At 61.0% G+C, this 23,606-nt stretch carries 24 protein-coding genes; 12 read left to right on the forward strand and 12 right to left on the reverse strand.

Annotated elements, in window-relative coordinates; genetic code table 11:
- Positions 1 to 86: 86 nt before the first annotated feature.
- Positions 87 to 398, reverse strand: a complete 312-nt coding sequence (locus K6M89_RS31060) for a hypothetical protein (RefSeq protein ID WP_246642489.1) — start codon at positions 396 to 398, stop codon at positions 87 to 89.
- On the opposite strand from K6M89_RS31060, the gene K6M89_RS15185 reads away from it, so the two are divergent.
- Both K6M89_RS15185 and K6M89_RS15190 read left to right on the forward strand, forming a co-directional pair.
- On the forward strand, positions 280 to 1,275 hold the full coding sequence (locus K6M89_RS15185; protein ID WP_246642476.1) for a glycine betaine ABC transporter substrate-binding protein: 996 nt from the start codon (positions 280 to 282) through the stop codon (positions 1,273 to 1,275). The two genes, K6M89_RS31060 and K6M89_RS15185, sit on opposite strands and share 119 nt — an antisense overlap.
- A 33-nt stretch (positions 1,276 to 1,308) precedes the next feature.
- Positions 1,309 to 1,656: a hypothetical protein gene (locus tag K6M89_RS15190; RefSeq protein WP_222139989.1), complete on the forward strand. Its 348-nt coding sequence runs from the start codon at positions 1,309 to 1,311 to the stop codon at positions 1,654 to 1,656.
- A 118-nt stretch (positions 1,657 to 1,774) separates the two neighbouring features.
- Here the strand turns inward: K6M89_RS15190 and K6M89_RS15195 are convergent, their stop codons facing one another.
- Together K6M89_RS15195 and K6M89_RS15200 are read right to left on the reverse strand one after the other, a co-directional pair.
- Entirely contained in the window at positions 1,775 to 1,930 is a 156-nt protein-coding gene (locus K6M89_RS15195) for an entericidin domain-containing protein (protein WP_222139990.1), read from the reverse strand.
- A 97-nt stretch (positions 1,931 to 2,027) separates the two neighbouring features.
- On the reverse strand, positions 2,028 to 2,969 hold the full coding sequence (locus K6M89_RS15200; protein ID WP_170964745.1) for a LysR family transcriptional regulator: 942 nt from the start codon (positions 2,967 to 2,969) through the stop codon (positions 2,028 to 2,030).
- A 71-nt stretch (positions 2,970 to 3,040) separates the two neighbouring features.
- On the opposite strand from K6M89_RS15200, the gene K6M89_RS31065 reads away from it, so the two are divergent.
- Positions 3,041 to 3,250, forward strand: coding sequence for a hypothetical protein (locus tag K6M89_RS31065; RefSeq protein ID WP_246642462.1), 210 nt, complete (start codon positions 3,041 to 3,043; stop codon positions 3,248 to 3,250).
- Between the two features lie 149 nt (positions 3,251 to 3,399).
- On the opposite strand, the gene K6M89_RS15205 is transcribed toward K6M89_RS31065, so the two are convergent.
- Complete coding sequence (locus K6M89_RS15205; protein ID WP_222139991.1) at positions 3,400 to 4,008, reverse strand: LysE/ArgO family amino acid transporter; 609 nt, start codon at positions 4,006 to 4,008, stop codon at positions 3,400 to 3,402.
- A 100-nt stretch (positions 4,009 to 4,108) separates the two neighbouring features.
- Here K6M89_RS15205 and K6M89_RS15210 point away from each other — a divergent pair, with 100 nt between their 5' ends.
- On the forward strand, positions 4,109 to 5,038 hold the full coding sequence (locus tag K6M89_RS15210) for a LysR family transcriptional regulator ArgP (RefSeq protein WP_222139992.1): 930 nt from the start codon (positions 4,109 to 4,111) through the stop codon (positions 5,036 to 5,038).
- Between the two features lie 165 nt (positions 5,039 to 5,203).
- Here the strand turns inward: K6M89_RS15210 and greA are convergent, their stop codons facing one another.
- Positions 5,204 to 5,686, reverse strand: coding sequence for a transcription elongation factor GreA (gene greA, locus K6M89_RS15215; protein ID WP_222139993.1), 483 nt, complete (start codon positions 5,684 to 5,686; stop codon positions 5,204 to 5,206).
- A gap of 240 nt (positions 5,687 to 5,926) precedes the next feature.
- Here greA and K6M89_RS15220 point away from each other — a divergent pair, with 240 nt between their 5' ends.
- Positions 5,927 to 6,643: an MgtC/SapB family protein gene (locus tag K6M89_RS15220; RefSeq protein WP_222139994.1), complete on the forward strand. Its 717-nt coding sequence runs from the start codon at positions 5,927 to 5,929 to the stop codon at positions 6,641 to 6,643.
- A gap of 17 nt (positions 6,644 to 6,660) precedes the next feature.
- On the opposite strand, the gene K6M89_RS15225 is transcribed toward K6M89_RS15220, so the two are convergent.
- The 4 genes from K6M89_RS15225 to K6M89_RS15240 form a co-directional block, all read right to left on the reverse strand.
- On the reverse strand, positions 6,661 to 6,846 hold the full coding sequence (locus K6M89_RS15225; RefSeq protein WP_003564288.1) for a DUF3008 family protein: 186 nt from the start codon (positions 6,844 to 6,846) through the stop codon (positions 6,661 to 6,663).
- Between the two features lie 283 nt (positions 6,847 to 7,129).
- The gene (locus tag K6M89_RS15230; RefSeq protein ID WP_012557983.1) at positions 7,130 to 7,363 is read right to left on the reverse strand and encodes a DUF2171 domain-containing protein; all 234 of its coding nucleotides are present in this window, start codon (positions 7,361 to 7,363) and stop codon (positions 7,130 to 7,132) included.
- Positions 7,364 to 7,443: 80 nt separating this feature from the next.
- Complete coding sequence (locus K6M89_RS15235) at positions 7,444 to 8,400, reverse strand: DUF2950 domain-containing protein (protein WP_222139995.1); 957 nt, start codon at positions 8,398 to 8,400, stop codon at positions 7,444 to 7,446.
- 20 nt (positions 8,401 to 8,420) lie between these two features.
- A complete protein-coding gene (locus K6M89_RS15240) occupies positions 8,421 to 9,779 on the reverse strand; it encodes a DUF3300 domain-containing protein (RefSeq protein ID WP_222139996.1) in 1,359 nt (452 codons plus the stop codon).
- 394 nt (positions 9,780 to 10,173) lie between these two features.
- On the opposite strand from K6M89_RS15240, the gene K6M89_RS15245 reads away from it, so the two are divergent.
- Together K6M89_RS15245 and K6M89_RS15250 are read left to right on the forward strand one after the other, a co-directional pair.
- Positions 10,174 to 12,888, forward strand: a complete 2,715-nt coding sequence (locus K6M89_RS15245; RefSeq protein ID WP_222139997.1) for an MGH1-like glycoside hydrolase domain-containing protein — start codon at positions 10,174 to 10,176, stop codon at positions 12,886 to 12,888.
- A gap of 30 nt (positions 12,889 to 12,918) precedes the next feature.
- The gene (locus tag K6M89_RS15250) at positions 12,919 to 13,923 is read left to right on the forward strand and encodes an SDR family oxidoreductase (RefSeq protein WP_313140137.1); all 1,005 of its coding nucleotides are present in this window, start codon (positions 12,919 to 12,921) and stop codon (positions 13,921 to 13,923) included.
- Between the two features lie 30 nt (positions 13,924 to 13,953).
- Here K6M89_RS15250 and K6M89_RS15255 read toward each other — a convergent pair whose 3' ends face one another.
- The 3 genes from K6M89_RS15255 to K6M89_RS15265 all read right to left on the reverse strand — a co-directional run bounded on the left by K6M89_RS15255 (position 13,954) and on the right by K6M89_RS15265 (position 16,489).
- Entirely contained in the window at positions 13,954 to 14,982 is a 1,029-nt protein-coding gene (locus K6M89_RS15255; protein WP_222139998.1) for a DUF2955 domain-containing protein, read from the reverse strand.
- Entirely contained in the window at positions 14,972 to 16,078 is a 1,107-nt protein-coding gene (locus tag K6M89_RS15260; RefSeq protein WP_222139999.1) for an HlyD family secretion protein, read from the reverse strand. The genes K6M89_RS15255 and K6M89_RS15260 overlap by 11 nt, the downstream gene beginning before the upstream one ends.
- A 153-nt stretch (positions 16,079 to 16,231) precedes the next feature.
- Positions 16,232 to 16,489 (reverse strand): hypothetical protein, encoded by a 258-nt coding sequence (locus K6M89_RS15265; protein ID WP_222140000.1) that lies wholly within the window; start codon positions 16,487 to 16,489, stop codon positions 16,232 to 16,234.
- 144 nt (positions 16,490 to 16,633) lie between these two features.
- Here K6M89_RS15265 and K6M89_RS15270 point away from each other — a divergent pair, with 144 nt between their 5' ends.
- From K6M89_RS15270 to K6M89_RS15290, 5 genes are all read left to right on the forward strand, one after another.
- Complete coding sequence (locus K6M89_RS15270; protein ID WP_222140001.1) at positions 16,634 to 18,454, forward strand: adenylate cyclase; 1,821 nt, start codon at positions 16,634 to 16,636, stop codon at positions 18,452 to 18,454.
- A 158-nt stretch (positions 18,455 to 18,612) separates the two neighbouring features.
- Positions 18,613 to 19,917 (forward strand): alpha/beta hydrolase, encoded by a 1,305-nt coding sequence (locus tag K6M89_RS15275; protein ID WP_222140002.1) that lies wholly within the window; start codon positions 18,613 to 18,615, stop codon positions 19,915 to 19,917.
- 50 nt (positions 19,918 to 19,967) lie between these two features.
- Entirely contained in the window at positions 19,968 to 22,124 is a 2,157-nt protein-coding gene (locus K6M89_RS15280) for a mechanosensitive ion channel family protein (RefSeq protein ID WP_222140003.1), read from the forward strand.
- A 55-nt stretch (positions 22,125 to 22,179) separates the two neighbouring features.
- The gene (locus K6M89_RS15285) at positions 22,180 to 22,590 is read left to right on the forward strand and encodes a hypothetical protein (RefSeq protein ID WP_222140004.1); all 411 of its coding nucleotides are present in this window, start codon (positions 22,180 to 22,182) and stop codon (positions 22,588 to 22,590) included.
- Between the two features lie 109 nt (positions 22,591 to 22,699).
- Complete coding sequence (locus K6M89_RS15290; protein WP_222140005.1) at positions 22,700 to 23,347, forward strand: MarC family protein; 648 nt, start codon at positions 22,700 to 22,702, stop codon at positions 23,345 to 23,347.
- The last annotated feature ends 259 nt before the right edge of the window (positions 23,348 to 23,606 follow it).

Genomic DNA, 23,606 nt, shown 5'->3' on the forward strand with positions numbered 1-23,606 from the left:
GACATAAATTCTTCGAATTCAAGCATTTAGTCGCGCAACAATGAGCAGAATGCGGTTGATTTCTGCGGGCGAACGCGTAGGCTTGATCAAAATGCCCCATTGTTGAACACGATCTGCGACCCGCCGCCGAAGCCGCAAGGATGAACGGCGCCCGTGAACAGGAAGACCTGTTGCGGCACCGCCCGGCAGGCATCCTCCTTTCGGGCGCAGCAAAGCTTTGCAGATAATTTTTGGGGGACCCAGCGGCGCGTCCGAGCAAAGAAAATTCGGGGAATGACGATGAAGACGTTTCTGATTTCGGCCGTCTTTGCCGCGGCTTTTTTCATTGCTGCGCCGGTCGCCGCCAGCGATTGCGGCCAGGTGTCGATCGCTGAGATGAGATGGGCCTCGGCCGGCATCGCGGCAAATATCGACAAGATCATTCTGGAAAAAGGCTATGGCTGCTCCGTCACCATCGTCGCCGGCGACACATTGCCGACCTTCGCCTCGATGAATGAAAAAGGCACGCCCGACATCGCCTCGGAATATTGGATCAATTCCGTCAGGGCCCTGCTCGATCAGGCCGTCAAAACCGGCCGGCTGGTGCAAGGCGCCGAGATCCTCGCCGACGGCGCCGTCGAGGGCTGGTTCATCCCGAAATTCATCGCCGACGCCAATCCCGACATCCGCTCTGTCGAGGACGCGCTAAAACATCCCGAGCTTTTTCCAGCCGAAGACGATCCATCCAAGGGTGCAATCTACAATTGCCCGGCCGACTGGAGCTGCCACATATCGACCACCAACCTTTTCAGGGCGCTGGCCGCGGACAAGAAGGGCTTCGAACTCGTCGAGACCGGCAGTCCCAAGCGGCTGGACGCGTCGATCGCCCGCGCCTTCGAGAACAAGGTCGGCTGGCTCGGCTACTACTGGGCGCCGACCGCCATCCTCGGCAAATACGACATGACGCGCCTGAGCTTCGGCGTCGGCCATAACAAAAGCGAATGGGACGGCTGCACCGCCGTTGCCGGTTGCACCAGGCCCCAGCTCAATTCCTACCCGGTCTCCCGCGCTTTCACACTGATGACCAGATCCTTCGCCACCCGCGCCGGGCCCGTTACCGCCTATCTCAAGACGCGCAAATGGGACAACGCGACAATCAACCAGGTGCTCGCCTGGCAAGACGAAAACAGCGAAAACAACGAGGATGCCGCGATCCACTTCCTGCGCAATTACGAGAACCTTTGGACGAAATGGGTGCCGGCCGATATAGCCGAGAAGGTCAAGGCGAGCTTATAACCGCGGTAGACGACCAACGACCGGACGATTCGAATGACAGCCAACGTTCCCTTCCCCGACCGCGATACCGTCGCGGAAAAGCTCGCCGCGCTGTCAGAAGCCGATAAGTCCTATCTGGCCCTGCTCATGGAAAACGCCGCGCAGGACGATAACCTGCTCGACGGTCTGCGACGTCATCTCGACCTTGCTACAGAATCGCGTTTCCTGAACTCGCTGAAGCTTGAAAATCTTGGATTGTGGCTCGGGACGCAGGCGCCGGACCGGCTGCAGATACGGTTGATGGAAACGGCCCGCTCAAGTCAGCATCCCGGCTACCAAGCCTTCAGGACCGGTCTCAGCCGATCCGGCGGCCTCGAAAAGGCATATCCCCCGGTCTCCTGAAAGGTGATCTCCCGGGCGTCCATTAGGACGGTCCGGACCCCGGCCCGGTCCCGGCCACTCGCCAGAGTGGTCCGGTTTTAAGCCTCAGGGTTATCACGCTGGCAAGCCTACCGACTGATCATTTCTTCGCAGCGCGATCAACCGAGCGGCCGGCATCCTGCGTGGCATTCACCGTGTTTGCCGTGTCCTTACCTATGCCGCGGATCGTGTTGCCGCAGGAGGAAAGCGTGAGAAGAACCATCAAGGCTGCGGCAATTTTGGCCGTTGTCGTCATTTCGAATATCCTTGTTTGAAATCAACCCCGAACGGCATATGCCGTTCGCGCCGATAACGCACAAGGGAACAAAAGGTTCAACGGTTGAAAGGCATCTTCAGGCGGCAACAGCCTTCGCTCTTTCGGCAAAAGCGCCGCGGATGCTGTCGGCCACTGTCTCGATCGGGCCTGACACCTGGGCGGCGGTCAGCAGCCGGATATCGAAGGAGCCGAGCTCCGGCAGCCCTTCCTGCAGTCCAAGGATCGCCATGTCCTCGCTGACATAGGAAAGCGGCAGCGGCGCGATGGCGAGATCGGAAAGCACGGCGGCACGCTGGGCCATCGTGTGACCGCTGAGATAGGCGACGCGATAAGGCCGCTTGTTGCGTTCGAGCTGGGCGAGCGCCTCCTGGCGCCAGATGCAGCCGTCCTCCCAGATCGAGATCGGCAGCGGATCGCGGCGATGCGCCGAACCGCATCGGGCGCCGGCCCAGACCAGCCGCTCGCGGAACACCACCTCGCCGCCGGTCGGGAACGGCCGCGTGGCGCAGTTGATCAGCGCCAGGTCGAGCCGCTGCTCCTCCATGCGCTTCTTGAGGCCAACGCTCATGTCGATCGTCACGTCGACCATGATGCCGGGATAGCTTTCGGCAAAGCTCTTCAGAATCCTCGGCAGCAGCCGCTCGCCGATATCCTCCGGAGCGCCGAGTCTGACGACACCGGTCAGCTCCGGCATGATGAAGCGCGACACCGCCTCGTTCGACAGCGCCAGGATGTTGCGGGCGTAAGAAAGCAGCATCTCGCCATGACGCGTCAGCGTCACCGAGCGGGCGTCGCGCAAAAACAGCGTCGCGCCGAGCTGTTCCTCGAGCTTCTTGATCTGCATGGAGACGGCCGACGGCGTGCGGAAGACGGCCTCGGCGGCGGTGGAAAAATTGCCCGTTTCGGCGATGGCGACGAAAGTGCGCAGCACATCGTTGTCAAGCAAAGGAATGGGACGGCGAAAGGGTAGGCTCATCGTCGCATCTTTCAATTTTTCTGATTTATAACCCAATATCATTTGGTTTGATTGAATGTCAATCGCTCCCCATAGTCTGTGTATCGGAACCGATGCAGCAAAGGAGACTCGACATGGCGCAAGCAAGCACCTGGAATATCCTACAGACCCTTTCCGCATTCAAGTCGCGCCGGCGCAGAGATGCAAACCACGAACATGCCCTCCGGGAATTGAAACGATTCCCATCGCACCTGCTGGCCGATTGCCAGCGTGAGGAGTTGCCTTTGCCAAGGGCAGCCGCTCGACCGAGTCGCCACCTGAGGATCGTGGAATCGCGCGCATAACGTGGGCAGCTGACGATTTATCGGATCTTGGCGCAAGGTCACGACGGCTGCCGGAACACCCGCCCGTCAAAGTTTTCCGCCCCATTGATCCAACCTGGCCCTGGCGCCGAGCTGTCGTGACCTCGGATGCTCGTTCCGTCGAACAGCGATCACATTCCACCCATGAGCTTGAAGGCGATGATCCACATGGTCGCAGCGACCAGTGTTTCCAGCATCCGCCAGGCCGATGGCTTGGAGAAGATCGGCCGCAGCCAGGTCGCGCCATATCCGAGGGAAAAGAAGAACAGGAAGGAACCGGTCACGGCGCCTGCGGCAAAGGAAGCCTGCTGCCCCGGATAACGCGTCGAGATCGTGCCGAGCAGCACCACCGTGTCGAGATAGACGTGCGGATTGAGCCAGGTGAGCGCAAGGCAGGTCGCAAGCGTCTGCCTGAAGCTTGCCGTTTTGGCCTCGGCCGCCGCGAGAGCGGCGTTCGACCGCAAGGCGGAATAGAGGCTTTTTGCTCCATACCAGGCGAGAAACGCGGCTCCTCCGTAACGCATGACCGGATCGAGCCAGGGCATGAGGCTGGCAATCTGCTGCAGGCTTGTAACGCCGAGCACGATCAGCACGGCGTCGGACAGCGCGCATGCAAGGCAGACGGCAAAGACATGCTCGTTGCGCAGGCCCTGGCGGAGAATGAATGCATTCTGAGCGCCGATCGCGACAATCAGGCTGAGGCCCATCATCAGGCCGGTAAAATAGATTGAAAAATTCATCGCTTCTGCAAACGCCTTTCGCTTCGACCAGACTTCGCTAGCGCGGTGACGACAATTAGGCTAATTAATCTACCTAACTTCAATTAAGCAGTGCTAATCCATGCTTGACTACCCCGCCCTCCGTGCCGTTGCGACCGTTGTCCAGACAGGCAGCTTCGAACGTGCCGCGACCGTGTTGAACGTCACCCCCTCGGCCGTTTCGCAGCGCGTCAAGCAGCTCGAGGAGCGTCTCGGCGTTGTGCTCGTCGTGAGAGGCACGCCGTGCACGGCAACCGAAAAGGGAGAATGGTTGTGCCGCCATATGGAGAATGTCGGCATGCTCGAAGCCGAGCTCTTCGGCCAGCTGCCGGCGCTCGTTGATCCCGATGAACCGCGCCAGAGGGTGACGCTTCAGATCGCCACCAATGCCGATAGTCTCGGGACCTGGTTCGTGGAAGCGATGTCGACCTTCGCCAGAAACTCCTCATATCTGTTGAATATCGCCGTCGACGATCAGGATCACACCGCCGAATGGCTGCAGCGCGGCCGTGTAATCGCGGCCGTCACCAGCCTGGAAAAGCCGATAAGGGGTTGCCGGCGTTTCGCGCTTGGCGTTCTGCGCTATCATGCGACGGCAACGCCCGACTTCGTCGCCCGTAACTTTCCGCAGGGTGTGACCGCCGAGGCGATCCGCAATGCCCCGGCTCTGACCTTCAGCCAGAAGGACAGGCTGCAGAGCATCTGGGTCCGCCAGACCTTCGGACGCGATCTCGACTATCCCACCCATTGGCTCCCCTCGCCGCAAAGCTTTGTCGAGGCAACCTTGTCAGGCATGGGATGGGGAATGAACCCGACTCAACTGACCCGCGAGTATCTGGCGTCCGGACGACTGGTCGAACTGGTTGCCGACACCCCTCTCGATGTTCCCCTGTTCTGGCAGATAAACCGCTTTGCCGCCGATCGACTGGCGGAGCTGACGCGCGAAGTCATCAGCGTGGCAGGGCGCAATCTCGGAAAGGACAAGTCGAAAACCGATTCCCCGGGCCTTTGATCGCGCCTGAGAAAATATCTCGATCACACGTAAGCCTACGGCTGTCGCTCTCGCCGGAGAATTCCAAGCCGCGGGTGATAAAGGCTCAATAAATAAAGTACCTGACAGTACTAATTATGACGATTGTTGGCTCCGCTTCCCCGGTGGCCGCCTTCTGCACCGTCTCTATGCGATGGCGATGATCTCCAGCTCATGGCCACCCACCTCCACGGCATCGCCGGCAGCCTTGCCCATCAAAAGCCGCGCCACCGGCGAGACGTAGGAAATCGATCCAGCCTTGGGCTCTGCCTCGTCCTCTCCGACGATCCGATAAGTTTGCACGCGCCCATCGTCACGGCGGAAGGTCACCGTGCTGCCGAAGGCAACCACGTCGGCTGACGTAGGGTCAGGCATCAGCTGAGCGGTGCGAAGTCTTGCCGCTAAGTAGCGAAGATCACGCAAAGGATTGGCAGTCTGCCGCCGCCGTTCATTCACATCTTCAATGATGCTCGCCGTATCATAGGCCTCACGCGCCTGCTGGAACTGCAGTTCGAGAGCCTTCAGCCCCGCTTCCGTAACGAGATTCGGATGCGGCGAAACCGGACGGTCGGGCAATAGGGTTTCCGACGCGGTTTCGAAACTCTCTTCTTTGGTAAAGGCAACGGCCAATCAAGAACTCCATGTCAGGCGCAGTGCGCCGATCACTAACAGGGCGCCTGCGCCCCCTATTCTGAGACTATACATACACCGACTGCGGACGAACCGCCAATCTTGCCCATCGGCAGCCGCTTTCCCCGCCACGACATCGGGAACGTCCTGCCGCGCATAGCGTTTATCGCCGCATAACGCACAGGAGGATCGAATGCCCGGCGAATGGCGATATGTCTTCGACAACGACTGGAGCGAAACATGCCTTCGTTCCTGATGGATAGCATGCCGCTGACACCGAGCTGGTGGGATATCGCAGCACGGATCGCACTGACGGTGATCGCCGGCAGCCTTATCGGCTTCGATCGCGAGCGCGGCGGCCATGCAGCCGGCTTCAGGACGACAATCCTCGTGGCGCTTGCCGCCTGCCTGGCAATGGTCCAGGCCAATCTCCTTCTGTCGACCTACGGGAAAACCTTCAGCTACTTCACGCAGATGGACGTATTGCGCTTCCCCCTTGGCGTCCTGACGGGCGTTGGCTTCCTCGGCGGCGGAGCGATCCTCAGGCGCGGCGACATGATGACCGGCGTCACCACGGCGGCGACCCTGTGGTTCATGACGGTGGTCGGCCTCTGCTTCGGCGGTGGCCAGATTGTCACCGGAACGGTGGCGACGGTTGTCGCCTTCATCGTCCTCTCGCCGATGAAGCAGCTGGACGCCTGGCTGACCTGCGAACGCAAGGCGACGCTCGTCATCCACAGCTCCGAAGTCGATGTACCCGACTTGTCGGCGGTGCTGAACCCCTTGGGATGCCGTGCCCTCTTTGTTGCCTACGGGCCGACGAGCGATGGCCGAACAGGCGTGACGTTCGAGCTCCGATGGATGGCAAAGGACCGCGAGGCGTCATCCCGGGCGATTTTGAACGCACTTTCCGGCCATGATGTCGCGGGTTTCTCGATGCAATCGACGACGACCTGAGACCCCGGACGGCCTTCCTATTTGGAGGCGTGCTCGGGCTTGCCCTTTCTCTTGGTCGAGGCGAATTCCTCCAGTTGCTTTTCGCTCATGGACTCGACCATCTGTTTCGAAGCGCCCTTCAGTTCCTTCTTGGGCGTCTCGCCGCGCTTGGCCGAGAGTGCGGCGCCTGCCGCCTTCTGCTGGGCCTTGGACTTGGCTGGCATATCGAAACCTCCTTCTCCTTGGGGTGATGCCCTCAACGCTATTGAGTTCGTCGGGCCTGTGCGCGGCCCGCTTTCCCGATATATTGCTTTCGACGATATATTGCGGCTCCGCCGCCGCCTTCACTCGTGGCCCTTTATCTTCGTCGGGTTCTCTGCTTCTTGACCACTTTGCCCTCGGTCTTTCCCTGGCGGTATCCCACCTTCGTCGCCTTTTTCAATTGCTTAGACACATGGCTTCCCTTGCGGCGAGAAGGCTGCGGCAAAAGCCGCAGCCGACCGCTCGTCAGTTGATGGTGGCCCACTGGCTGCGGACATCCCTGGCGTTCTTCGACAGGTGAACATGCGCGTCGACGTGATCGACCCAATCGATCGGGATCAGGTGGTGCTTGCCGTCTTCCGAGTCGGTCTTTGTCAGCTTGATGCGGGTGGGACCATCGAGATGATCGACCGTCCCCATATGGGTGCCGTCGGCAGCCCGCACTTCCATATGTTCTCGGATCTGGTCTGCAGAAATCATCGTTTCCTCCTTTGCGTCATTGTCAGCTACGAAGCGGCAACGACGTGGAGCGGACTTGGTTCCAAACACGCTCAGCGTGTTCAATCGGCCGTCACCTCCCAGTTGTCGTCCGGGTTGAATGTCCTGATGCCGGCTGCTATTTTCTCGGTCTCCCGGCCGAGATTGGCCTGGTAAACCGTACCATTCGCGTTTACTGCGAAAGTGTGCACGCCGGTTTCGCCATATCGGATCGGCCAGGCGATCAGGGCAAATCCTGCGATCATGTTGCCGTTGATCACATAATTGAACTCTCCGCCCGCGATGTTCGGCCCCTGACTGTCGATGATCCTGTAGCGGTAGCCGTAATAGCCCTCCCCGGCTTTCGCCTTGTCAAGCGCTGCATTGTCTTCGAGGGCGTTGCCCGCCGGGCTATCGCCCTCGCCCAGATCAGGCGACCAATAGAGACCGTCGGTTTTGCCGTCGCTGCTGATCAGTTTCTGGGCATATTCCAGCACGCCGTCATCGTCGTGATCGGCGAAGGAATATTCCTTCTGGGCGTCGACATAGGCCCGCATCGTGTCGATGGTCTGCAATTCGTTCTCGCCGACGCGGCGCTCGATGATCTCCTCGAAGCCGGCGAAGGTGTCGAAGCACCATTTGCCATCGTCGCCTTTCACGATCGGAAATGGCAGAGGCCATAATTTGTCGCCGATCTCGATGATCTTGCGGCCATCGACATCCTTCACGACGATCTTCTTCTGTGTGCCGTCCCGGATTTGTGCATAGCTGTCCATCACCCCTTCGCCCGCCTTCGCTTTCGCTGCATCAATTCCGAGCAGTGCAGCAAACTTGTCGAAATCATCAGCTGCGAGCGCCGCTTTAAAGGCGTCGACGGCCTGTTCCGGCGTCTCGAATAAGGGCGGATCGCTCTGCGAAGCGAAGCCCGAGATGACGGTTGCATCGGATGGCTCTGCTGCAGACATCAAAACCGGATCGCTGGCGAGAGCCGCAAGGGCGAATACCGAACCCAGAAGCATGTTTCTGACTGACTTTGTCATGACGTTCCTCCTTCTTCCGGTCACCGGCGACGGCCACCGCCGCGGCGCATTTCTCCCCCGCCACCACCGCGATTGCCGGCGGCCATGGCCTGGCTGCCTCGGCTGGACTGCATCTGAGCGCGCCTGCCGCTGTCGACCTGACCGAGCGCCGACGGCTTTCTCGGCCGGCTGTCGACCCGGGCCGCAGGTTTCGGCTTTGCGACCGGGCGTTTGGCGTTGACCCCGGGCGGTGCATTTTCGGCTGCTCTGTTCGGTGTCCTTGCGTCGGGCCGGCGGTTCTGGGCTGCCTGCGCCGCCTTTCCGTCCCCGGAAGCCGCTCCTGGATTGCCTGCCTTGTTGCGAGCGGCATTGACCCTGTCCGCATCGATCTTGCTCTTGCGGACATCGTTGACACTGACTTTGCCCGGCTGATCGCGGACTGTGTTTGCTCGGTCGTTGCCTCTTGCTCCGACCCTGTTGCCGGCGTTCGCCTCGATACTGGTCCGGAAGGCGCTGCGGTCGATCTTGTTGAACTGCGCGCTGTCGAACCCGATCTTGCTGCGGTCGACGTTTTTCCAGTCGACGTCGTTGATATTCACCTTGCCGTTGATGTTGTTCAAACAGTTGTTGCAATCGATATCGACGTTGCCGTTCCAGCGCCCGCCCCATACGCCCCAGCGGTTCCAGTCGACGGCAGCGGCCCACACCGCTCCCGTCACCACGCCCGCGAAAAAGGTGGCGGTCGGATAGTAGTAATTCGGATACGGCTCGGAATAGTAGCCGATGGGCTCGGCCACATAGTTCGGTTCATACAGCATCTCCGGCGCGTATTGCGGAACGTAGATCTTCTCAGGACTGGCGGAGACGATCACGACGTTGTCGTTCTCCTGGCTGACCTTGATCTTGTCGTCGGTCTTGATGATACCGTCGGCGACCGCTTTGTCGCGCAGTTGCTGTATGGCGATCAGAACGTCCTTCTGCTGGTAGGAGAGCGCCTCTCCGAGAGACTGCGTCCAGTCCAGATCCTCGCTCATCATCGTGACGATCTGAGGGTAGTTCAGCAGCGATATGATGCTGCCGTCCCACGTCGACTTCGGCTTGAGCTTGGGCTGCTTCTTCAAGGTTTCGAGGAACCGGGCTGCTTCCACGACCTGCAGCGGATAGAGCGACGCCGACGTGACGAGCGCAACCAGTTCGTCTGGATAAAGCGCGATCCGCGCCACCAGGATTTCGAGTTCGTCCTCGCTCAGCGGCGCCGGCGCGTCGTCTTCCGCCGCGACGGGACTGGAGGCGGCCGGCTCCTGCGCGGCGGCGGTCAGAGTTAGATGTGGCGAAAACGGAAACCCTGCAAAAGGCAGGAACAAGCCAGTGGCGAGTAACAATGCGTGAGGTTTAGCCATCTCAAATCCTCCTTGCGGTCAGACATGGTGTGTAGGCTGTCGACTATTGTATCTTCGCTCGTGCCGCATACTCCTCCGAGTGGAGGAGGATTGATAGCTAAACATCGGCCAAGCCGTCTTTTGCTCCGAATTTATAGCAAAAACAGCTCCAGGCGTAGTCGCGGAAGCGATCTCGGACGTATGTTACAGTAACACACTTACAAAAGCGGAGTTACGCGCGCAGACTAAATTCGACCGTGTGCAGGATCTCTCCTCTGCGTTCTGAGGAGTGTAAATGCCGCCGCCATGTTACCTCTCCTTCAGTTCAGCCGCTTGATCACGAAGTCATGGCCACGGACCACTGCATCTTTTGAAGGCGATATGGCACCAATTATCAGTGACGTGAGGGCGCGTGATGAATGCCGAATCCCAGCGCCTCCGGGAGGCGCGAGACGGAAAAGCCGACTGGAAGAAATGGGGTCCCTACCTGTCCGAACGGCAATGGGGAACCGTTCGCGAGGATTACAGCGAGGGTGGCGATGCATGGGACTACTTCACCCACGACCAGGCCCGGTCGCGCGCCTATCGCTGGGGCGAGGACGGTCTGGCAGGTATCAGTGACAGCAAACAGCAGCTGTGTTTTGCGCTGGCCCTCTGGAATGGACAGGATCCCATCCTGAAGGAGCGGCTGTTCGGCCTTACCAACAGTGAGGGCAATCACGGCGAGGATGTGAAGGAGTACTACTTCTACCTGGATTCGACGCCGACCCACTCGTACATGAAGTATCTCTACAAGTACCCTCAAGCCGCCTACCCCTACGATGACCTGGTGAAGACCAACAGCCGGCGTGGAAAAGACGAACTCGAATACGAACTGATCGACACCGGCGTGTTCGACGCTGATCGCTACTTCGACGTCTTTGTCGAATATGCCAAGGCAGCACCCGAGGATATTCTTGTCGAGATCACCATTGCCAATCGCGGGTCGGAAGCGGCCACGCTGCATGTGCTGCCGACATTATGGTTCAGGAATAGATGGTCCTGGGGTGAAGAGGGTGACAAGCCAACCCTGGAACGTGTGGAGCGGAATGACGCTCCGGCTGTGATCACGGCCAAAGCCGCACCTGGGCAGCCGGCGGACGCGGATGCTACACGATATCTCTATTGCGACGGCTCGCCGGCACTGCTGTTCACCGAAAACGAGACGAATACAGAACGGCTGTTCGGCGTTCCGAGCGCTACCCCGTTCGTCAAGGACGGGATCGACAGCTTCGTCGTGCATGATCGTACCGACGCCGTGAACCCGCAGCAGATCGGAACCAAGGCCGCGGCCCATTACGCCGTCATCGTGGATGCCGGGCAATCCCGGACGTTGCGGTTGCGCCTATGTGACGTGCCGCCGGCTGCAGGATCCAAGAATGTCCTGCCAATGTTCGATCGTCCGTTCGACGACGCGATGCAGGCGCGTCGGCGCGAAGCCGACGAGTTCTACGCTTCGATCACGCCACCGTCGATGACGGCCGACGCCGCCGATGTCATGCGACAGGCTCTGGCAGGCATGATGTGGGGCAAGCAGTTCTATCTGTACGACGTGAACAGATGGCTGGACGAACACGGCGTCGATCCGTTCGATCCGAAGCGCCGGATCGAACAGCGCAACGTCGGCTGGCATCATATGTACAATGCCGACATCATCTCCATGCCGGACAAGTGGGAATATCCCTGGTACGCGGCCTGGGATCTGGCATTCCAGGTGATCGCTCTGACGATGGTCGATCCCGACTTCGGCAAGGATCAGATCGATCTGATGCTGCGCGAAGCCTATATGCATCCGAACGGGCAGATACCGGCGTACGAGTGGAATTTCGGCGACGTCAATCCACCGGTCCACGCTTGGGCGACGATCTTCACCTACCGCCTGGAGCAGGCGCGGTCAGGCAAGAGCGACGTCGCCTGGCTTCAGAAGTCCTTCCAGAAACTGCTTCTGAACTTCACCTGGTGGGTCAACCGCAAGGACCGATCCGGCAAGAACGTCTTCGAAGGCGGCTTCCTTGGGCTGGACAACATCGGGGTGTTCGACCGCAGCGCGCCGCTGCCGACCGGGGGTTACCTGGAACAGGCCGACGGCACCGCATGGATGGCGCTCTACTGCCAGAACATGATGGAGATAGCGACCGAACTGGCTCTCAAGGGCGCCGGCGGCGAGGAGATGGTGCTCAAATTCACGCAGCATTTCCTATGGATAGCGTCGGCGATGATCCACGCAGGCGATGAGGTCGGAATGTGGGACGAGGAAGACGGGTTCTTCTACGACGTCCTCCGCCTGCCGGATGGGCAGGCCCAGCGTCTCAAGGTCCGCTCGCTGGTCGGCTTGCTGCCGCTTTGCGCCGCGACCACCTTCGAGGGCGACATCTACCAACGGTACCCCGAGGTCACCAGGCAGATGAAGCATTTCTTCGATACGCGCCCGGAATTGTTCGCCTTCATCCATGACCCGCGCAAACCGGGTCACGCCAATCGCCGGCTCGCCTCGATACTGGACGAGAACAAGCTTCGTCGCGTGCTGTCGACAATGCTCGACGAAAACGAATTCCTCAGTCCCTACGGCATCAGGGCGCTGTCGCGCTACCATGATGAGAACCCCTACGTCTTCCAGGTCGGCGATCACGAGCACCGGGTAGCCTATCTCCCGGCGGAATCCGACAGCGGCATGTTTGGCGGAAACTCGAATTGGCGCGGCCCGATATGGATGCCGATGAACGGCCTGATCATCCGGGCGCTGCTGCAATACTACAGCTACTACGGCAACGATTTCACCGTTGAATGTCCCACGGGTTCCGGCCGCTACATGAACCTCTATCAGGTCGCCGAGGAACTCACCCAGCGCTTGTCGGCCATCTTCCAGCGAGGGAACGACGGCAAACGACCCGTCTTCGGCGGGCAAGCCAGGTTCCAGAGCGATCAGTACTGGCGCGACTGCCTGCAGTTCTACGAATATTTTCACGGCGACAACGGCGCCGGTCTTGGCGCAAACCACCAGACAGGCTGGACCGGGTTTATCGCGCGGGGGATGCATCTCTTCGCCTCGGGTTCCGCTGAGGCGTGGCTTGAACGCGCCGAGACCTCCTAGAGCAATTTTCAGCAAAAGCGCGCAGCGGTTTTGCGTCCGGAATTGCGTGAAAACAAAGAGATAGAGCGCTTCAATGATGCGAAGAAAAACGGAAATGCTCTAGGGAAAATGCTCGGCGGCGCCGATCGAATTCACGCCGGACAGCTCGGCTCCGGCAAACGAGGAGTGGTCATCATGGAAAGTTACTACGAGAACCAGCAGTTGCCTCAGCCAGTGATTCCAACCCTGCCACCGATCCATCTGCTGAAGGGCCAGACTGCTCTCGTCACCGGCGCCAATTCCGGGATCGGCCGTGGGATCGCCCTCGCCCTCGGCAAGGCCGGAGCGAACGTGGTCGTTAACTACGTCACGGCACCAGAGGACGCCGCGCAAGTCGTGGACGAGATCCAACAGGGTGGCGTACGCGCGCTTGCGGTCGCATCCGACGTCTCCAATGAGACGCAGGTCGAGGCGATGTTCGCGACCGCCGTCGAGGAGTTCGGCACGGTCGACGTGTTCGTCAACAACGCCGGACTTCAAAGGGATGCTCCCTTTCACGAGATGACGAGCGCCCAATGGGACACCGTCATGAACGTCAACCTCAAGGGCGCGTTTCTATGTTCGCGCGCCGCCGTCCGGGAGTTTCTCCGGCGGGGCGTACGGCCTGATGTTTCCGTGGCAGCCGGCAAGATCGTATTCATCAGCTCGGTCCATGAAGTCATTCCCTGGGCCGGACACGTGAACTATGCGGCGTCGAAAGGCGGACTGACGCTCCTTATGAAAAGCCTGGCCCAGGAGGTCGCCGAAAAGCGCATCCGCGTCAACAGCATCGCCCCAGGCGCCATTCGCACGCCGATCAATACCAGCGCCTGGCAAACCTCGGAAGCCTATGCGGAGCTGATGAAGCTCATTCCGTATAAGCGCATCGGCGAGGCCGATGAGATCGGCCGGACGGCGGTGTGGCTTGCCTCTGATTTCACCGATTACATCGTCGGCTCGACGATCTATGTCGACGGCGGAATGACGCTCTATCCCGGTTTCGAAACCGGCGGCTAACCTCTCAGGCCGCTGCCGAAGCAAAGTACGTCATACTGATATCCTCTTCGCGTCGCTGGCCCGCGGCCACAGGATCGCGGCAAACAACAGTGCATAGATCAAGGCCGCCGCGACATAGACGATGCGGGTGGCGAAGGATTCTGCAGCGCTGCCCGGCAGGGGTGAGACCCCGAGGCCGAAGAGGATCAAGAATGTCGTCAGGGCGCCGGCAAATACCGGCGCGTCCTTTGACCGGGCGGCTGCGCGCCCTCCGAGCAGGAGGACCACGACGAGAACGATGAGGAAGATCGAGAGGAGATTGGGGCGCAGCGACAACGCGGCATAGGCAATGGAGGCGAGCACGCCACCGAACAGATTGACGAGCACGAGCCCCATCGCGGCCCGCCCGCTCGCGCCAACGTCGAGCTGCCCGAGCAGCGACGCCACGGTTATCGGAATAACCGCCGCAGCCGTCAGGTTGTCGCTCGTCAGGCAGATCACGACGGAGCCCAAGAGGATGACCGTGTTTGCCAGCGCCCGAAGCAAGGCCGGCGGCCGCGCGTCGATCGCCAACGCCTCGACCTCCTGGGAGAGCGGTTCGGGAAAGACCGCATGGGCGAGCCACATCAGAACCGTGCCTGACAACACCCCGGCCACCAGGATGGACAGGATGGAATTGGCGAGTTCCTTGTTCACGATACCGAGCAGAGGCACGATGATCGAAACGACGAGCACGAGAAAGACCGCCGGCCCTCCCTTCCCCGTCGACTGTGCGGCGAAGCACGCAAAATAGGTCAGCCCCAGGATCAGAAGGAACGGCGCCGGACGGTCGCCGAGCACGTTGGTCAGAACCATCATCGCCATCCCGGCGATCAGGATGATCATCGCCGCGCCGATGGTCTTGCCAAGCGGCATGGGGCGCGAACTTCCGAGCAGAAACTGGGCGGCAAAGAGCGGACCGAGGAACGGCACGATGGCCCCGGCATAGACTGCGAGCGTGAAGCCGATGGAGACCGCGAACGCAACCCGCAATCCCTTGCGTTTCTGCTCCTCGACCGCGGGGCTCCTCTCAGCGAACATAGGTCAGCACCGACATGATGCGGATCCAGAGCGATCCCCAGGCATTGGTGACCGGGTTGTCGCCCGTGTAGATGACGACGGTCGCCTGCGAGCCGTAGCGCACGCCGCCCTTGGGCCGCTGCGCCTCCTCGATGATGAGCCGGACTGGAAACCGCTGCGGCTCCTGGACCCAGCCGCTATCACTCCGGATCGTCGGCAATCCGGTGTTCGGGTCCGTGCTGCCCTGCGATACGCCGAAACCAACGCTCTCGACTTGCGCCGGAAACAGCCGACCGGGAAGCGCGTCGAAAAGGACTTCCGCCCGGTTGCCGACTGCTACATTCTCGAGGCTGTTCTCCTTGAAGGCGGCGGTGATCCAGATGGTGCCGGCATCGATGAAGGTCATGGCTGGCTGTCCAGCCGACACGACCTTACCGGTTGTAAGTTGGAGGTTGGTCACGACCCCGGCCGAGGGTGCCTGAACGGTGGTCCGCAGCAGATCGAGTCGTGCCTTTTCGAGCGCTGCCAGAGCTGCCCGGAGCTGCGGATTGTCATTTCCGCTCGGCCCGAGCTGCTCCTTGGCCTTGGCCAGCTCGGCCTCAGCACCGGTGACGGCCGCCTCCGACTGACCGAAAGCCGATTTGGTGGAATCAGCCCGCGCTTTGGAATACACGCCCCTCTTTTGCAGCTCTTCGGCGCGCGCAGATTGTTCGCGAAGATTGTCCCGATCGACCTGGGCCGTGACGAGCTTTGCCTGCGCCGCATCGACAGCAGCCGTTGACGCGCCCATTGACTGGCCGACACTTGCAAGGCTCGCCTCGGCCTCATTGACCGCGAGCTCGTAGCGCTCGGGATCGATACGAAAGAGAACCTGATCGGCCTCGACGCGCGAGTTGTCGGCGACGCCGACTTCCACCACCCGGCCGGTGACTTCGGGCGCGATGCCGACGATATAGGCCTGGACCTGAGCCTGCGAGGTCGATGGCGTCCGCCGTTCCATGAAGATGGAGAGGACGAACAGGACGAGCGCCAACAGGACGACGATAAGTGCTATCCTGCGGAGTGGATTCCGAGGCGCTGGGGAAATGGCAGGCTCGTCCAAATTTTCGGAAACCACGGCAATATTCCTTCGCAAGCGTTTCGTTTCGTGGAAGCTGAAAGTTCAGTGCTGGACCTCTGTCGCGATGGTCGTTACCGGGCGATGGAACGCAAGTAGGTAACCGTAACATACGCCTCGCGATGACCGGCCGCCAGGAACCGGTCGCGCATATCAGCGAGGTGGCGATAACGAGGCGTGGTCAAGCGCGCCCTCTATCTCCTTGGAGAGTTCTGCGATCAGCTCCTGGTATTCGACGACGCGCTCGCCGCGTTTCGGATCGGTTGAGACGTTCCATTTCTGCAGCGCCGATTGAGCGTCGGCAAAGTCCCTGCAGATTTCCCGAAAGTCCTCACTGCGGGCAGAGAGATCGTCGATCGCCTTGATCCTGGCTGGAAATTGCCGACGGACTGCCGTCACGCCTTCGTCCATGGTTCACTCCTTGGCGGCACTTGGGACGTTGCCTCTGCAACGTGTGCCCGGCCAATCTTCATGGACGAAGGAGGGTTCGTGGAGTATGTTACCGTAACATACGGTCTGGCAGTGATGTGACTCAACGGGGGATTGGGGACAGACATGCGGACGTGGATACCAGCAGAGGGGTCTGCAGCACGGATTTCTTTGAGGCCTGCGCCTCAAGCCGAGGATATCAGGGAGCAGTTGGAGCGTGTCGTCTCCAGCCCTGAATTCCCGGGCGTCGGTCGGGCGGCAGCGTTTCTTCGCTATGTCGTATCGGAAACCCTCGAGGGTCGGGGGAACCGGATCAAAGCCTATTCGATCGCGATCGAGGTGTTCGGTCGGGATGCCGGCTTCACCCAGGACGATCCGGTGGTCAGGATCGAGGCCGGGCGGCTGCGGCGGTCGCTCGAGCGCTATTATCTCGTCGCCGGACAGCATGATCCGGTCAGGATCGACATTCCCAAAGGCGGATATATCCCAACCTTCGCCTGGTCCTGTCCGGAGTTAGTCGACACTGGGCACGAAGAAGTCGAAGCCGCATCACCCTCCAAGGTCCGCTCCGGACGCTGGTGGGCCACAAAGCGGGTTTTGTTGCCGGGTGCCGCCGCCCTCGCTGCAATCGCCATTTCGCTCTATTGGATCGGGACGCGGTCCCCCGCTCCGTCGCTCGACCGCGTTGCAAGCCTGTCGCCCGATCGTCCGGCCCTCGTGGTGGCCCCGTTTGCCAATCTCGGCGAAGGGCCGGAAGCGCAGCTCTACACTGCCGGCCTGACCGAGGAACTGATGACCATCCTGCCACGGTTCAAGGAGATCAAGGTGTTCGGCCGCGAGACGTCCAAGTCCCTCCCCGCGGATGTGGGTGCATCGGAGGTCAGGGCCGAATTCGGCGCTCGTTATCTCCTTGCCGGCGGAGTCCGCACGTCGGGCAAGCGTCTTCGTGTGACGGCGAGATTGCTCGATACCTCCGACGGCGAGATCCTCTGGTCGGAGAACTATGACAATGATCTCGCATCGGGCGACCTGTTTGCGATCCAGACGGATGTCGCCAGAAAGGTTGCGACTGCCATCGCCCAACCCTACGGGGTCATGGCGCAGGTCGACTCCGCCAGCCCGCCGCCTGATGATCTAGGCGCCTATGAATGCACTTTGCGCTTCTATGCCTATCGTTCGGAATTGAGCATCGAGGCGCATGCCCGCGTCCGGGATTGCCTTGAGGCCGCGCTAGCGCGGTTTCCCAGCTATGCGACCGCTTGGGCAATGCTGTCGATCGTCTATCTCGATGAGGACCGCTACAAGTTCAATCCGACATCAGGCCAGGTTTCAGCCACACGGCGTGCCCTCGATGCCGCCAGGCGCGCAACCCAGATCGATCCGAACAATACGCGCGGACTTCAAGCGTTGATGACGGCGCTGTTCTTCGACAGGCAGCTTGCTGAATCGCTTCGGGTGGGCGAGCAGGCACTCGCCACCAATCCCAATGACACCGAACTGATGGGCGAATTCGGAACGCGGCTTGCGATCGCCGGCCAGTGGCAGCGCGGAGCAGCCCTCCTGGACCAGGCCATTGCCCTTAATCCGGGCAGCGGCGGCTTCTACCACGGAACGCGAGCCCTGGCCGCCTACATGCTTCACGACAACGACACTGCCGTGCTGGAGATCAGGCAGGCGAACATGCAGAAGTTCCCTCTCTTCCATGTCGTCGCCGCCATCATCTACGCCGAGGCAGGTCTGGTGGACGACGCCCGCCGGGAAGGACAGATCTTCGTCAGCATGCGACCTGACTTCCTGCCGAACGTGGTCACGGAACTCGCGATGCGCAACATGCAGCCTGAAGATCGCGACCGCTTGATCGAAGGACTTCGCAAGGCGGGGATGACGGTGCCTGATCCCGATGCAATTGCGTCGAGCGCCGCCACCTCGGACCTGCAACCCCGCTGATACTGTCTCCCTGACCGTAACATACCCGATCATACGGGTAAGCCATCTGATCTTCGCATAGTCTCGCCCAGTGCCGACTTCGACCGCCGCGGTGTGCGGCGTCGAGGACTGCCGGAACTTGACAAGGCCTGAACTTGACGGGGCGATGAGGAACAGCAGTGAGCACAAGATATCGAGATGGGCGACTTCGACCAAGCCCTTCCCCAGGTTTGAAATGGATCTCGGCTCTCCTGCTGCTTTGTGCATTAGGCGGATGTGGAGGCCACCCGAAGAATGTGCTGATCCCCGTTGCCGATAGCGCGCCGAACGCCACCAAGGTCGAGATGCTGGTGACCACGACGCGCACCCGCTCCAAGATCGAAGGCGAAATGTTCACCGGCGAGCGCGCCCTCGCCCCGGCCTTTGCCGACATCACCGTATCCATTCCCCCAGCGAACGTCCGCAAGATCGGCGAAGTCGCCTGGCCGAGGCGGCTTCCCTCCAATCCCGCAACCGACTTCGCAACCTTGAAAGCCGACGAGATCACCCGCGACGACGCCAGGAAATGGCTGAGCGCCTCGGTCAGGAAGAGCCGCGACCGCAGCGTGCTGGTGTTCATCCACGGCTTCAACAACCGCTTCGAAGACTCCGTCTATCGCTTCGCTCAAATCGTCAAGGATTCCGGCGTCCATAGTGCGCCGGTGCTGGTGACATGGCCGTCGCGCGGCAGCCTGCTGGCATACGGATATGATAGAGAGAGCACGAACTACACGCGCAATGCATTGGAGACTCTGTTCCAGTATCTCGCCAGGGATCCCGAGGTGAAGGAAGTCTCGATCCTGGCGCATTCCATGGGGAACTGGCTGGCGCTGGAAGCGCTTCGCCAGATGGCGATCCGCAACGGCCGCCTCCCGGCCAAGTTCAAGAATGTGATGCTGGCCTCGCCCGACGTGGATGTCGATGTCTTCCGCCAGCAGATCGTCGACATGGGTAAACAGCATCCGAATTTCACCCTGTTCGTTTCGCGAGACGACCGCGCGCTCGCGGTATCCCGCAGGGTATGGGGCGACGTCGCCAGACTCGGCGCCATCGATCCCGAGCAGGCTCCCTTCAAGAAGGAACTGGCCGACAGCCAGATCACGGTAATCGACCTCACCAAGGTCAAGGCCGGCGACAGACTGAACCATGGGAAGTTCGCGGAATCGCCTGAGGTCGTTCAGTTGATCGGGGCGCGGATTTCCGAAGGCCAGACACTGACCGACAGCAAGGTCGGGCTCGGGGACAAGATCCTTGCCGCGACGACGAGCACTGCGGCGGCGGCAGGCAGCGCAGCCGGCCTGATCCTTGCCGCTCCGGTCGCCGTCGTCGATGCCGACACCAGAGATAATTACGCCGGCCAGGTCAGCGGCCTCACAGGTCCCGTGGGTACGCGAGCGCCCGACTGCATTGCCGCAGGCCGGTCGAAGGAGTCGTGCAGGCAATGACGGCTTAGGAAACCGGCAGGCGAACAGGTTCATCGAGATCAGGATAAACGATGTTATTACTTTCCAGGATCCGCATGTTTAGATCGCTTTTTACCGGGGCTGCCCTGGTGTCCGTCCTCCTTGGCGCTTCGATTGTCATGGCCCAGAGCGTGACGCCTGCAGGCCCACAGCCGGAAAGTGTCCAGCGCTTTATCGGAATGCTCTCGGATCCCGACGTCCAGCGCTTCCTGCAGCAGCAATCGCAAGCAGCCAAACCCGCGGCGGAGCCGCCTTTGGAAGTCCAGAACCGCGACCCTTCATTCTCCGAATTCGCGATGCGGTTCCGTGCCCACGCCTCCGGCCTTCTCGGCGCCATCCAGTCCTTTCCCCTGGAGACGATGCGCGGCGGGGCCGTACTCGAACGGGACATCCAGGCGAACGGCGGGACACGGCCGATCTTCCTGGTCGCGGCCTTCGTCGCCGTCGGGCTGGCCGCGCAATGGCTGTTCTGGTGGATCAGCGCCGGCTGGCGCTCCTGGATGGCGCGTGCGCCCTTTGCCACGGTTCGCGATAGGGTGATCGCACTGGCCGCGCGGCTTCTGTGGGCGGCATGTTACGTCCTTTCCTTCGGCCTCGGCAGCATCGGCTTCTTCCTGCTGTTCCAATGGCCGCCTGTTATCAGGGAGATCGTCGTCGGCTATCTCTTCGCGATCGTCGTCTTCCGTCTGGCAAGCGCGTTTTTCGACGTGCTTCTGGCGCCACGGGCGGAGGAAGAGGGTCGGTTCCGTGTCGTCCCGATCACCAAGGATGCCGCCGGCCACTGGGCGAAACGCCTGGGTTATCTCGTCGGCTGGTATGCATTTGGCTGGGTGACCATCCGCCTGCTCGGCACCCTCGGCTTTTCCGTTCCGGCCCGGCAACTCGTCGCCTATTCGCTTGGCCTCGTGCTGCTCGTCATCGGCATCGAAGCCGTTTGGAGACGTCCGTCCCGATTGTCTGCCGGCCAAGCCAGCCGGATCGGCCTGCGGGCGCGGAACTGGCTCTGGACGGTCTACTTCGTAGCCGTCTGGCTGCTGTGGGTGGTGGGAGCCATGAGGCTGTTCTGGATCGCGGTGGTCTGTGCCGCCCTGCCCGGGGCGATCGCCCTCACCAAGGCGTCGGTCAACAATATTCTGCGCTCTTCCGCTGCCGAAGAGGACGGACACAAGAAAGGCACCGTTGTCTCGGTGATCGTCGAGCGTGGTATCAGGGCAGCGCTGATCGTCGGCGCGATCGTTCTGCTTGCGGACGCCCTGGACGTCAGGCTGACGCAGATGACGATGCAGGATTCGCCGCTTCTGCGCCTCGTTCGCGGTCTCCTCAGTGCCGGAATCATTCTCCTGATCGTCGATCTCGCCTGGAGCGTCGTAAAAGTGCTGATCGACCGCAAGCTCGGCGACACCGAGGCCGTCCTTGAAGTCGGCAGCGAACGGGAGCGGCGGCGCACGCGTCTCAGAACCCTGCTGCCGATCCTTCGCAATTTCCTCATGATCCTCTTCGTCGCCATCGCGATCATGATGGCATTGTCGTCGCTCGGCGTGGAAATCGGCCCGTTGATCGCAGGTGCCGGCGTGGTCGGCGTCGCCATCGGCTTCGGTGCACAAACCGTGGTCAAGGACGTCATCAGCGGGATGTTCTACCTGCTCGATGACGCCTTCCGGGTGGGCGAATATATACAGAGCGGCAGCTACAAGGGCACCGTCGAGTCCTTTAGCTTGCGATCCATCAAGCTCAGGCACCATCGCGGCGCGGTCTACATCGTCCCGTTCAGCGAGCTCGGAGCAGTCCAGAACATGAGCCGCGACTGGGTGATCGAGAAGATGACGATCACCATCACCTACGATTCCGACATCGAGAAGGCCCGCAAGATCATCAAGAAGATCGGCCTGGAACTGTTCGAGGATCCGGAGTTCAAACCGACCACGATCGAGCCGCTGAAGATGCAGGGGATCGACAGCCTGGGCGACTCCGGCCTGCTTCTGCGGATGAAGGTCATGACGCTTCCGGGCGAGCAGTTCACGCTGAAGCGGCGGGCCCTGCGGATGATCCATCAGGCTTTCAACGAAAATGGCATAAAGCTCGCCGTGCCCACAGTCCAGGTCTCGGGCGGGAAGGACGACGCTGCTGCAGCCGCTGCCCAGCAGACGCTCGCAGCGCAGAGTGCGGCGACCGCCGCGAACCCGGCCTGAGAGCGGCACTCTTCAGGCCATGAAACAGGACACAAAAGCAATGAGAGGAAATGCGATGAAGATCCTGGACATCCTGTCGCGCATGCTTGCGACACTTGCCGTGCTGATGATGGTCTGCGCGCCCCTCCTCGTTCCCGCGACGGCCGAAGCCCGTCGCGGCGTAGCGGCCTGCGGCCCGAGGGGCTGCGGTGCTGCGGCCTGCGGGCCGCGCGGATGCGCTGCAGTCGGACGCGCCCGTCCGGCATACCGCCCTGCCGTTCGGCCACCCGTCCGGCGCGGCGTCGTCGTCGTCGCCCCGCGCCGCTACTGGCGTCCGGGGACTGCTATTGCCGCAGGTGCTGCCATCGGCTTCGTCGCCGGAGCTGCCGCCGTTTCATTGGCTGGTACGCCACCTCAGTCTGGTCAATGCTGGTACTACACCTCGCCCGCCAAGACGACGGGCTTCTGGGACGTATGCCCGCGCTGAGCGGATCGCAGAAAGACTGACGAGTCTGTTTGGTTCTCTTCGTCACCACCCTCCCCAAAGTGGGGGAGGCCCCCGGTTTTCGCGTCACAAATTTTAGAGGGTACGTTCCATGGATTTCACAGTCATCGATGCCGCACTCGTCGGAAAACTTCTGCTGCTGCTTCTGATCGGCATGGGGCCGAAGATCGCCCTGGTGCCGTTTCTGGAAAAGACCCACGCCTTCGATACCGAAACCAAGGTGCGCATCGGCCGCCAGATGGTTCTGATCGCCGTCGTCACAGCGCTGATCCTGTTCGCGACGGGCGCTCTGCTGATGCGGCTTCTCCACATTACCGGCGGCTCCGTCGCTGTCGCCGGCGGCATCATCCTCGCGCTTATCGCCATCAAGATGGCGTCAGGGCCGACAGAGAAGCCGCACGACGAATTCGCGGCTCCGGTCGACCCGGACAAGCTTGCGATATTTCCGCTCGCCGTCCCTTACCTGCTCAACCCCGTCGGCATCACCGTCATCATCATCGCCTCCGGCGCAGTCACCTCGATCGCCAGCGCGATACTGGTCACCGCTCTGATCCTGCTCGTCGGCGCGTTCGACTATCTGGTGTTTACCAATATCGACAAGCTCGCCAAGCGCATGAAGCCGGTCAGCATGATCGTCTCGGAGGTCGTCTTCGGCATTCTGCTGACGGCGGTCGCAGTTCAATTGATCGTCACCGGCCTTGGCAGCCTCGGCATCATCACCCCAGCCGCCGCGCATTAAGAGGCCGGCAGATAGCTGACGAGCCTAGGACGGCCCTGGCGGGTTGCTCCGCGATCTGCGTGAGATAGTTGTCTGAAAGCCGATTTGGCGGAAATAGCGTTCGCGCGGCAAGCGATAAACAAAATCGCCACCCTGCGGTGCGTAGCCTCCAGCACCCCTTCCACAGGGTTGCGATGGAAATTGCAGCATGTTGGATTGATCGATCTATTCGACCCGCATATTTTCTCAGCTGATCTGGTCGCAAATCGAAAGTCTCCCC

Source organism: Rhizobium croatiense (assembly GCF_019793465.1).
GTDB classification, from domain to species: domain Bacteria; phylum Pseudomonadota; class Alphaproteobacteria; order Rhizobiales; family Rhizobiaceae; genus Rhizobium; species Rhizobium croatiense.

Excerpts from the sequence above, each read along its gene's own strand:
- K6M89_RS15235 (WP_222139995.1), bottom strand. The coding sequence starts at position 8,400 with ATGACAAAGTCAGTCAGAAACATGCTTCTGGGTTCGGTATTCGCCCTT.
- K6M89_RS15270 (WP_222140001.1), top strand. The coding sequence starts at position 16,634 with ATGCGGACGTGGATACCAGCAGAGGGGTCTGCAGCACGGATTTCTTTG.
- K6M89_RS15220 (WP_222139994.1), top strand. The coding sequence starts at position 5,927 with ATGCCTTCGTTCCTGATGGATAGCATGCCGCTGACACCGAGCTGGTGG.
- K6M89_RS15245 (WP_222139997.1), top strand. The coding sequence starts at position 10,174 with ATGAATGCCGAATCCCAGCGCCTCCGGGAGGCGCGAGACGGAAAAGCC.
- K6M89_RS15240 (WP_222139996.1), bottom strand. The coding sequence starts at position 9,779 with ATGGCTAAACCTCACGCATTGTTACTCGCCACTGGCTTGTTCCTGCCT.
- K6M89_RS15210 (WP_222139992.1), top strand. The coding sequence starts at position 4,109 with ATGCTTGACTACCCCGCCCTCCGTGCCGTTGCGACCGTTGTCCAGACA.
- K6M89_RS15230 (WP_012557983.1), bottom strand. The coding sequence starts at position 7,363 with ATGATTTCTGCAGACCAGATCCGAGAACATATGGAAGTGCGGGCTGCC.
- K6M89_RS31065 (WP_246642462.1), top strand. The coding sequence starts at position 3,041 with ATGGCGCAAGCAAGCACCTGGAATATCCTACAGACCCTTTCCGCATTC.
- K6M89_RS15285 (WP_222140004.1), top strand. The coding sequence starts at position 22,180 with ATGAAGATCCTGGACATCCTGTCGCGCATGCTTGCGACACTTGCCGTG.
- K6M89_RS15265 (WP_222140000.1), bottom strand. The coding sequence starts at position 16,489 with ATGGACGAAGGCGTGACGGCAGTCCGTCGGCAATTTCCAGCCAGGATC.
- K6M89_RS15225 (WP_003564288.1), bottom strand. The coding sequence starts at position 6,846 with ATGCCAGCCAAGTCCAAGGCCCAGCAGAAGGCGGCAGGCGCCGCACTC.
- K6M89_RS15290 (WP_222140005.1), top strand. The coding sequence starts at position 22,700 with ATGGATTTCACAGTCATCGATGCCGCACTCGTCGGAAAACTTCTGCTG.
- K6M89_RS31060 (WP_246642489.1), bottom strand. The coding sequence starts at position 398 with ATGCCGGCCGAGGCCCATCTCATCTCAGCGATCGACACCTGGCCGCAA.
- K6M89_RS15255 (WP_222139998.1), bottom strand. The coding sequence starts at position 14,982 with ATGTTCGCTGAGAGGAGCCCCGCGGTCGAGGAGCAGAAACGCAAGGGA.
- K6M89_RS15205 (WP_222139991.1), bottom strand. The coding sequence starts at position 4,008 with ATGAATTTTTCAATCTATTTTACCGGCCTGATGATGGGCCTCAGCCTG.
- K6M89_RS15200 (WP_170964745.1), bottom strand. The coding sequence starts at position 2,969 with ATGATATTGGGTTATAAATCAGAAAAATTGAAAGATGCGACGATGAGC.
- K6M89_RS15185 (WP_246642476.1), top strand. The coding sequence starts at position 280 with ATGAAGACGTTTCTGATTTCGGCCGTCTTTGCCGCGGCTTTTTTCATT.
- K6M89_RS15195 (WP_222139990.1), bottom strand. The coding sequence starts at position 1,930 with ATGACGACAACGGCCAAAATTGCCGCAGCCTTGATGGTTCTTCTCACG.
- K6M89_RS15280 (WP_222140003.1), top strand. The coding sequence starts at position 19,968 with ATGTTATTACTTTCCAGGATCCGCATGTTTAGATCGCTTTTTACCGGG.
- K6M89_RS15190 (WP_222139989.1), top strand. The coding sequence starts at position 1,309 with ATGACAGCCAACGTTCCCTTCCCCGACCGCGATACCGTCGCGGAAAAG.